General features: G+C 71.9%; 8 protein-coding genes and 1 pseudogene. 6 read left to right on the top strand and 3 right to left on the bottom strand.

Going from position 1 to position 9,294, the window contains the following annotated elements:
• Positions 1 to 185 precede the first annotated feature (185 nt).
• Positions 186 to 3,410, bottom strand: a pseudogene (fdh, locus tag AB0637_RS16170) (formate dehydrogenase); the annotation flags it as partial.
• Positions 3,411 to 3,493: 83 nt separating this feature from the next.
• Between fdh and AB0637_RS16175 the strand changes: the two are divergent.
• The 4 genes from AB0637_RS16175 to AB0637_RS16190 are packed head-to-tail and all read left to right on the top strand — an operon-like array spanning position 3,494 to position 7,547.
• Positions 3,494 to 4,318 (top strand): aldo/keto reductase, encoded by an 825-nt coding sequence (locus AB0637_RS16175; protein ID WP_366173501.1) that lies wholly within the window; start codon positions 3,494 to 3,496, stop codon positions 4,316 to 4,318.
• Between the two features lie 9 nt (positions 4,319 to 4,327).
• Complete coding sequence (locus tag AB0637_RS16180; protein WP_366173495.1) at positions 4,328 to 5,389, top strand: permease; 1,062 nt, start codon at positions 4,328 to 4,330, stop codon at positions 5,387 to 5,389.
• 14 nt (positions 5,390 to 5,403) lie between these two features.
• Positions 5,404 to 6,639 (top strand): CaiB/BaiF CoA-transferase family protein, encoded by a 1,236-nt coding sequence (locus AB0637_RS16185; protein ID WP_366173496.1) that lies wholly within the window; start codon positions 5,404 to 5,406, stop codon positions 6,637 to 6,639.
• On the top strand, positions 6,639 to 7,547 hold the full coding sequence (locus tag AB0637_RS16190; protein WP_366173497.1) for a hydroxymethylglutaryl-CoA lyase: 909 nt from the start codon (positions 6,639 to 6,641) through the stop codon (positions 7,545 to 7,547). Before AB0637_RS16185 ends, AB0637_RS16190 begins: the two co-directional genes overlap by 1 nt.
• Positions 7,548 to 7,549: 2 nt before the next feature.
• On the opposite strand, the gene AB0637_RS16195 is transcribed toward AB0637_RS16190, so the two are convergent.
• Both AB0637_RS16195 and AB0637_RS16200 read right to left on the bottom strand, forming a co-directional pair.
• On the bottom strand, positions 7,550 to 7,942 hold the full coding sequence (locus AB0637_RS16195; protein ID WP_366173498.1) for a hypothetical protein: 393 nt from the start codon (positions 7,940 to 7,942) through the stop codon (positions 7,550 to 7,552).
• Between the two features lie 215 nt (positions 7,943 to 8,157).
• Complete coding sequence (locus AB0637_RS16200) at positions 8,158 to 8,478, bottom strand: hypothetical protein (protein WP_366173504.1); 321 nt, start codon at positions 8,476 to 8,478, stop codon at positions 8,158 to 8,160.
• 162 nt (positions 8,479 to 8,640) lie between these two features.
• Here AB0637_RS16200 and AB0637_RS16205 point away from each other — a divergent pair, with 162 nt between their 5' ends.
• Positions 8,641 to 9,075: an NUDIX domain-containing protein gene (locus AB0637_RS16205; RefSeq protein WP_366173503.1), complete on the top strand. Its 435-nt coding sequence runs from the start codon at positions 8,641 to 8,643 to the stop codon at positions 9,073 to 9,075.
• Positions 9,076 to 9,084: 9 nt separating this feature from the next.
• A partial coding sequence (locus tag AB0637_RS16210) for a hypothetical protein (RefSeq protein ID WP_366173499.1) occupies positions 9,085 to 9,294 on the top strand: 210 nt, incomplete at its 3' end.

The following is a 9,294-nucleotide window of genomic DNA, read 5'->3' on the forward strand; positions in this document are numbered from 1 at the left end:
ACCTCGGGGTCCACGCCGTGCTGCTGAGGGTCACCGGGGCGGGACCGGATGTCGTGCCGGACGCCGACCACCTGGTCGACGAGCTCCTCGGCGTGGCCCGTCCCGACGTTGACGGCCCCGGCCTGGGCCAGGTCGGCGCGCTCGGCGTCCTGACGTTCCAGCAGGTCCGACGTCACGGCCACGGCACCGGAGGACATCGTCACCCCGCCGCGCACGCGGTACTCGTCGATGAGGTCGAGGACGGCCCGGCCCCGCGGCCGGCGTCCCGGCACCACGTCGCACGTCCCGGCCTTGAACTCCTGGATGTGGACGTTCGGGTCGAGCGTCAGGTGGGTGAGGTCGTTGACGACGTCGCCGGTCGTCAACCCGCCCTGGCCCCAGTGGTACGGCAGCCACACCTGGTGCACGAGCTCGTTCTGCACCTTCAGCGGGGCCAGCCGGTCGGTCACCATGACGCGCGCCTCCACGACGGCCCGCGCCGTGACGACGTGCGCCCACCCCAGGTGCTCCAGACCGCGCAGCTGCGCGAGTTCCGGCGACACCTCCATGAAGAGGGCCGGCTGCAGTTCGGCGAGGTACGGCAGGTACCGGCTCATCCCGCCCGCGGTGTGGTGCTCGGTCATGCGGGACGTGAACCACACGAAGGGGAACACCCCGCTGCCCGGTTCGGGCGGCGACGGGTGCACCTCGTTGAGGTGGTTGGTGTAGATCTCCCGCGCCGGGTTCGCCTGCTGGGTGTAGACGGCGTTGCGGAACGGCGACTCCGCCGGTTCGTAGTGCGCCGGCAGCGGCCCGTCGACGACACCCTTGGGCGCGTAGAGCCAGGCCTTGCCGTCGCTCTGCATGATGAACGGGTCGTCACCGGCGATGGCCTCGACACCCGTCGCCCCGGCCGGCGGCCGGTACGACGGAGGTTTGGTCGCCTCGAAGTCGGCGGTGTCGTCGCCGACCCACCGGCCCTGGTCCTCGTCCCACCACACGAGCGCCTTGCGCTCGCTCCAGGGCTTCCCGTCCGGGTCGGCCGAGGCGCGGTTGTAGAGGACGCGGCGGTTCATGGGCCACGCCCAGCCCCACTCGGGGGCGTGCAGGGACTGTTCGCGACCGGGTTTGCGGCGCGCGGACTGGTTGACGCCGTCGGCGTAGACGCCGGAGTAGATCCAGCACCCGCTCGAGGTCGACCCGTCCGCCTTGAGCGCGGTGTAACCGGGCAGCAGACCGTCCGGCCCGTAGCCGTTGATCTCCTTGAGCACGTCCTCCGAGGACGGTTCCTGCTCCTCACCGTGCACCGGGTAGTCCCAGGCCAGCTTCAGCAGGAGCTGGTCGCGCGGGTCGGTGGACTCCGCCAGCTTCTCCCGCATGCGGCGGCCGAGGTGGTAGAAGAACCACAGTTCGCTCGTCGCGTCGCCCGGCGGGTTCACCGCCTTCTCGCGCCACTGCAGCATCCGCTGCGTCTGGGTGAACGTGCCCTCCTTCTCCACGTGGGAGGCGGCGGGCAGGAAGAACACCTCCGTGCGGCACTCCTCGGTGACGATCTCCCCCGTCTCGACCTCGGGGGCGTCCTTCCAGAACGTGGCGCTCTCGATCATCACGAGGTCGCGGACGACCATCCAGTCGAGGTTCGCCATGCCCAGGCGCTGGGCCCGGCCGTTGGCCGATCCGACGGCGGGGTTCTGCCCGAGCAGGAAGTACCCGAAGATCTTGCCGCCCTCGATCATGTCCATGACCTGGCTGTACGTGCCGTGGTCACCGCTGATCTTGGGGAGTTCGTCGAAGAGGTAGTCGTTCTCCGCCGTCGCGTTGTCGCCGAAGTAGGCCTTGAGCAGGCTCACCGTGTAGGCGTCCGCGTTGGCCCAGAACCCCTTCTGGTTCTGGCCCTTGATCGCGTCGACGTACCCCGCGAGGTCGGCGTGCCGTTCGGCGTGCGGCATCTGCAGGTAGCCGGGCAGCAGGTTGTAGAGCGTCGGGATGTCCGTCGACCCCTGGATGGACGCGTGCCCGCGCAGCGCCATGATCCCGCCGCCCGGGCGACCCATGTTCCCCAGCAGCAGCTGGAGGATGGCGCCGGTGCGGATGTACTGCACCCCGGTGCCGCGCTGGGTCCAGCCGACGCTGTAGACGAGCGCGCCCGTCTTCTCACGGCCCGAGTTCGCGATCCACGCCTCGGCGAGCTCCTCGAACAGGTCCAGGGGGATGCCGCAGACGTCGGCCACCATCTCCGGGGTGTACCGGGCGAAGTGCCGCTTGAGGACCTGCCAGACGCACCGCGGGTCCTGCAGGGTCGGGTCCCGCTGGATGTGCCCGTGCTCCACCGACGCGCCGCCGGCCCCGAGGGAGTGCCCGGACTCGCTGTCGGAGGACTCGGCGGTCTCCTCCTCCTCGTCGCCCTGGTGCTCCCCGCCGGCGTACTGCCAGGACGCCGTGTCGTACGACCGGGTCTCGTGGTCGAACCCGGAGAACAGCCCGTCGAGGTCCTCGGTGTCGCGGAAGTCCTCCGAGACCAGGTGCGAGGCGTTGGTGTACGCGAGGACGTACTCGCGGAAGTCGCGCTCCTGCGTCAGGACGCGGTTGATGATCGCGCCGAGCAGGACGATGTCCGTCCCCGTGCGGATCGGGACGTACGTGTCCGCCAGCGCGCTGGTGCGCGTGAAGCGGGGGTCGACGTGGAAGACCTTCGCGCCTCGCGCCTTGGCCTCCATCACCCACTGGAACCCGACCGGGTGGCACTCGGCCATGTTCGAGCCCTGGATGACGATGACGTCGGCGTTGCTCAGGTCCTGCAGGTCACCGGTGGCTCCACCGCGACCGAACGAGGCACCCAGACCGGGCACCGTGGCGGAGTGTCAAATGCGGGCTTGGTTCTCGACCTGGATCGCGCCCATGGCCGTGAACAGCTTCTTGATGAGGTAGTTCTCCTCGTTGTCCAGCGTCGCGCCGCCGAGGCTGGCGATCCCCATCGTGCGGTTGAGGCGCCGGCCCTGGTCGTCGTGGTCCTGCCAGCCGCGCCGCCGGGCGTCGATCACCCGGTCGGTGATCATGTCCATCGCGGTGTCGAGGTCGAGGTCGCTCCACTCCGTCGCGTAGGGCGCGCGGTAGCGGATGGTCGTGGCGCGCGAGTCGCCGTTGACGAGCTGCTCGCTGGCCGAGCCCTTCGGACAGAGCCGACCACGCGAGTGCGGGGAGTCCGGGTCGCCCTCGATCTGGACGACCTTCTCGTCCTTGACGTAGACGCGCTGGCCGCAGCCGACGGCGCAGTAGGGGCAGACCGACTTGGCCACGCGGTCGGCCGTGGCCGTCCGGGGCGTCAGCGACTTCGAGCGCGCCGACTGGGTCGCGGCACCGCGTCCCAGCGGGTCGTCGCCCGTCAGCTGCCGGTAGACCGGCCATCCTTCGAGGAACGTCTTCAGGCCCACGTCCGGAACATACCCCCGGGACGGCTCCGCATGCGCGCCCGACCCGCCCGTACCAGGATCGCCCCGTGACTGTTCCCACGATCATGCTGAACGACGGCCGCCAGATCCCCCAGCTCGGCTTCGGGGTCTTCCAGATCCCGCCGGAGGAGACCGCCGCGGCGGTCCGCACGGCCCTCGAGGTCGGCTACCGGCACCTCGACACCGCGCAGATGTACGGCAACGAGGCCGAGACGCTGCAGGGCGTCCTCGACTCCGGCGTCCCGCGCGAGGAGGTCTGGATCACCAGCAAGCTGAGCAACGCCGCCCACGAGCCCGACGCCGCCAAGGCCGCGGTGGACTCCTCGGTGGACAAGCTCGGCGGTCCGATCGACCTCTACCTCATCCACTGGCCGCTGCCGACCCTGTACGGCGGCGACTTCGTCTCGACGTGGAAGGTGCTCGAGGAGGCCCGCGCCGACGGCCGGCTGAAGTCCATCGGCGTCTCCAACTTCCAGGTCCCGCACCTGCGCCGGCTGGCCCAGGAGACGACGGTGACGCCCGCCGTCAACCAGATCGAGGTGCACCCCTACTTCGGCAACGAGGAGGTGCGCTCCTACTGCGGCGAGCACCAGATCGGCGTCGAGGCCTGGTCGCCCATCGCCCAGGGCAAGGTGCTCGACAACCCGGCGATCACCGCCGTCGCCGAGCGTCTCGGCAAGTCCCCGGCCCAGATCACGCTGCGCTGGCACATCGAGCGCGGCGACATCGTCTTCCCGAAGTCCGTGACGCGCTCCCGCGTGGAGGAGAACTTCGACCTCTTCGACATCGAGCTCACCGAGGAGGACCTCGCGCTCATCACCGCCCTGGACCAGGGTGCCGACGGTCGCATCGGCGGGCACCCCGACACGATGGACTACGTCCCTTCGTAAGGTGCCCGTGTGAGCACAGCCTGGCCCGGACGCCGCCGCACCCCTCGGGGGGCGGCGGCGTTCGCCGTCCTGGCCCTGCTGCTGGCCGCGGGCCTGCTGCTGTGGTCCAAGTGGCTGCCGTACGCCGCGCGCGTCGGGGAGCTGGCCGGGTCGCACGTCTGGTCCGGCTCGTCGGTGCTGGCGGGCGCCGGCGTCGACCCCGGTTCCGCACCGAGCCTCGCCGCGGGCTGGGCGTTCACGAAGGTCTACGCCCTCGCCGTCTGGAAGGCCCTCGTCGCGGGACTCGTCATCGCGGCCGCCGTCCAGACGCTCGTCCCGCGCCGGTGGCTGACGTCGGTGCTCCGCCGCCGTTCCGGCACGTCGAGCGCGCTCGTCGGCGGTCTCCTGTCGACGCCGTCGATGATGTGCACGTGCTGCACCGCCCCCGTGGCGACGGCGCTGCGCCGCAGCGGCGCACCGACGGCCGGCGTCGTGGCCTACTGGCTGGGCAACCCGCTGCTGAACCCCGCGGTCCTCGTCTTCCTCGCGCTCGTCCCGCCGTGGCAGTGGGCCGCCACGCGCCTCGTCGTCGGACTCCTCCTCGTCGTCGGCGGCAGCGCCCTCGTGGCCCGGCTCGCCGGGGACCGCGTGCCCGCGCCGGCCGTGGACGAGGTCGCACGCACCCACGACGGGGGCCCTCGCCGCTTCCTGCCCGTCCTGGCCCGGACGAGCGCCTTCCTCGTGCCCGAGTACCTCGTCGTCGTCTTCGCCGTGGGGACGTTCGCCGGGTGGCTCTTCCCCCTCGGGGAGTCGGCGAGGTCGTGGGGCGTCCTGGGGGTCCTCGTCGCGGTCGCGCTGGGGCTCCTGCTCGTCGTCCCCACGGCCGGTGAGGTGCCGCTGGCGCAGGGGCTGGCGACCGCCGGGTTCGGGCCGGCCGTCGTGGGCGCGCTGCTCGTCGCCCTCCCGGCGGTGAGCCTGCCGTCGGCCGTCATGGTCGTGGGGGCGCTCGGCCGCCGCGTCGTGACGTGGACGATGATCGTCGTGGCGGCGGGGAGCCTGCTGGGCGCGGCACTGCTGGCGCTGCTGGTCTGAGCGAGGGAGCGGACGTGACCGACGACCGGAGGGAACTCCCGCTCGCGGGCCTGCGCGTCCTGGAGCTCGGCAACTACATCGCAGCCCCGACCGCGGGGCGGCTGCTCGCCGACTTCGGGGCGGACGTCGTCAAGGTCGAACGCCCGCGCACCGGCGACGAGCTGCGCAGGTGGCGCCTGTACGCCGGGGAGACCTCCCTGCTGTACCGGACCCTCAACCGCGGCAAGCGGTCGGTCGTGCTCGACCTGCGCACGGAGGCGGGCCGCGACGTCGTGCTCGACCTCGTCGGGCACAGCGACGCGCTGCTGGAGAACTTCCGGCCGGGAACCCTGGACCGCTGGGGGTTGTCGGCCGACCGGCTGCAGGCCGCCAACCCCGGCCTGGTCGTCGCGCGGGTGTCCGCGTTCGGGCAGACGGGCCCACTGGCTCCCCGGCCGGGTTTCGCCGCCGTCGCCGAGGCGTTCGGCGGTCTGCGGGCCCTCGTCGGGGAACCGGACCGGCCGCCGTCGCGGACCGGGGTGTCGATCGGCGACTCCATCGCCGGGCTCTACGCGGCGTTCGGGATCGTCGTGTCCCTGCTGCAGCGCGACCGACGGGCCGCCGCGGGCCGTCCGCCGCTCGGACCGGTGGACCAGCACGTCGACGTCGCCCTCAGCGAGGCCGTCCTGTCCGTCATGGAGTCCCTGGTCCCCGACCACTCGGCGCACGGCGTCACCCGGCAACGGGTCGGGGGCCGGATGGAGGGCATCGCCCCGACGAACGCCTACGCCTGCGCCGACGGGGACGTCGTCATCGCGGGGAACGGGGACGCCATCTTCGGCCGGTTCATGGCGGCGATCGGCCGGCCCGACCTGGCGGCCGACCCTGCGCTGCAGGCGAACATGGTCCGGTGGGAGCGTCGCGACGAGCTCGACGCCGCGATCGAGGCGTGGACGAGCGTCCGCACCCGCGCCGAGGCCCTGGCCGTGCTGGACGCCGCGGGAGTTCCGGCCGGCCCCATCCACGAGGCCGCCGACATCGTCGCCGACGAGCAGTTCGCCGCCCGCGGCATGGTGCAGCACCTCACCGTCGACGCGGGGAACGGACCGCAGGACGTCGCGTTCCCCGGGATCGTGCCGGTGCTGGGCGAGACGTCGTTGCCCGTGCGCAGCCTCGGGCCCGACCTCAGCGAGCACACGCGCGAGGTGCTCCGGGACGTCCTGGGGTGGGACGGACCCCGCATCGACGAGTTCCTGGAGGCGCTGGGCTGATGGTCGACGTGGAACTGCGGGACGTGACGCTGCGGGACGGCCTGCAACTCGTGGGGCGGGCACCGTCCACGGAACGCAAGGTGCAGGTCGTGCGGGAACTGCTCGCTCTCGGGGTGCCGTCCCTGGAGATCGGGTCGATGGCCCGCCCGGACCTCGTCCCCACGCTCGCGGACACGCTCGACGTCGTCGACGCGCTCACCCAGGCAGAACTCGACCGGTGCTGGGTCTGGGTCGCCACCCCCGGGCACGTGCGCCGGGCGGCGGAACGCGGGGTCGTGAACTTCCAGTACTGCCTGTCGGTGTCCGACGCGCACAACCGGGCGAACTTGGGCCGCAGCACCGAGGCCAGCCTCGACACGGTGCCCGACGGCGTCGCGGCGGCCGGGGGCGGCCGGGTGCAACTGACCCTCGCGACGAGCTTCACCTGCCCGTTCGACGGGCCGGTCGACCCCGACGACGTCGTGCGGATCGCGGCCGACCCCCGCACGGCGGGGACCGTCGACGCCGTCGTGTGCGACACCCTCGGCCAGGCGACCCCGGGTGAGGTGGCGTCCCTCGTGCGCAGGGTGCGCGCCGAGACGCCCCCGCGCCGCACCGGGTTCCACGGGCACGACACGTGGGGCCAGGGCGTCGCGAACGCCGTGGCGGCGGTGCAGGCCGGTGCGCAGTTCGTCGACGGGACGCTCGGCGGCCTCGGCGGGTGCCCGTTCGCGCCGGGCGCGAGCGGGAACACCGCCACCGAGGACCTGCTGTTCGGGTTGCGTCCCTCCTGGCTGACACCGGAGCGGTTCGCGGGCCTCGTCAGGCTGGCCGAGGACGTCGTGTCCGACCTCGGGGAACGCAGCAGTTCGAAGGCCGCGCAGGGTGCGCGGTCGAAGGCCGACGCGTTCGGCTGGGTGGTGCGCTGAGGTCAGGCCCAGAGGCCGACGGGGAGGTGGTGGCAGCGCACGCGTTCGAGCTCCTCGCCGCGGTGCTCCCCGTCGCGGGCGACGACGCGGGCGTCGACGAGGGTGCGGTCCGAGCCCAGGAGCACGAGCGCCAGGGCGGCGGCCTCGCCGCGGTGGGCGAAGCTCCCCCACCGGCTCGCCACGTTCCCGGCTTCGTCGAAGAGCTCGACGTCGCACAGCTGACCCTCGGTCGCGGCGTCCTCGACGTGCCGGCGCACCTCGGGCAGGGCGTCGACGTGGACGGGGAGCACCATGACGAGTCCGCTGCCGTCGCGGACGTAGAGCCGCGGGTGGGTGGTGCCCTGGTCCTCGAGGGCCACGTTGAGCGGGCCCCGTCCGATGCGCTGCTTGGCCATCGTGTCCTCCGTCGACGATCTTCCACGGCCCGCTCTCCAGCGGGTTCACCAACCACCGTGCTCCTCGATGCTGGGGACGTTCTCAGCGGCGTCTGACAGTTGCCTGAGGCTCTGAGAGCTGCGGACGGACGCAGCCTCTTCGAGGGAGCCGCTCGCGAGGAGTGTCGGACCACCGGCCCGAGCCGACCGCCGCTCCTGCCTCCTCTGGCCCAAGCTCAGAGGTAGTCGAAGTAGTGCTCGAACCACGTGCGCTCTCCGCCCAGCTGCAGCCCGAGGGGCCCCTCACCGTCGTAGGCCTTCCACAAGGGATCTTCCCCGACCAGCAGCAGCCCTCGCCGGGCCAGGACCTCACGAACCCGTCGGGCATCCTCCGCTGCGACGAGGAGATCCGTCTCCTCGTCGCTGTAGGCGCCGGGGTTCTCCAGCGCACACACGACGAGACCACCGAAGTTGCTGAGGACCAGGACCAACTGCTCCCCGGTAGCAGTGGCAGCGGCGGGGACAGCGACCCTGCCGTGGTGACTCGCGTCCTGCACGTCCCGATCCACGTCGCACCGGCACGAGAAGGCGGCCTCGAGATCCGTGGTCAGCTGGTCGAAGCGGGCACGGGTCGCGGCGTGGTCGTAGTCAGCGGGGTGCTCGAGATGCTCGCGGTCGTCGAGAGATCGCACAGCAGACCCTCAAGCCGTGAGCCTTCGATGTGCGCCGGGCCCGGCGCGTGGAGTCGATCCGCCATCGACACAGCTTGGCAGCACAGCGCGGTGGACTGCCCTGGCGTGGCGGCACAGACGTCCGCCAGCGACTGCTTGGCTCCTCTGGTGCACACCGTCGCCGTCGGCATCCTCATCCACGACGACCGCGTACTCCTGGCCCTGCGCAGCGCGAAACGTCGGGCCCATCCCGTGTGGGCCCCGCCCGGGGGCCACGTCGAGCCGGGAGAGCCCGAAGAGCTCGACATCGACATCCTCGACTGCGACGAAGAACACATCTCCAGACTGCACCTGACCGCCAGCTCCCCCGGCGCCGGACTGCCCCGGAGACCGCGCCGGCGAACTTTCCGGGCACAACTTCTACTCACCGAAGTCGTTGTGGCACAATGTGTTCACCTTGATCGAACGGTTCCTGAGCGGTAGGATCCGGGTATGACGACAGCGGTCCAGGAACAGGTGAGGCACCCCGCGCGCACCGTCCTGCCCCTGGACGCCGACGGTTTCACCGACGTCGACCTCGACGCCCACCTCGCGCAGTTGCGCCGAACCGCCGACCAGGCCCACGCCCGCGAACTGCTCGCCCTGGCCGACCTCGTCGCGCAGCTCACCGCCCACCCGCACCCCGACCAGGCCGGGGAACTG

The sequence above is a fragment of the Kineococcus sp. NPDC059986 genome (genome assembly GCF_040702905.1).
Taxonomy (GTDB): Bacteria; Actinomycetota; Actinomycetes; order Actinomycetales; family Kineococcaceae; genus Kineococcus.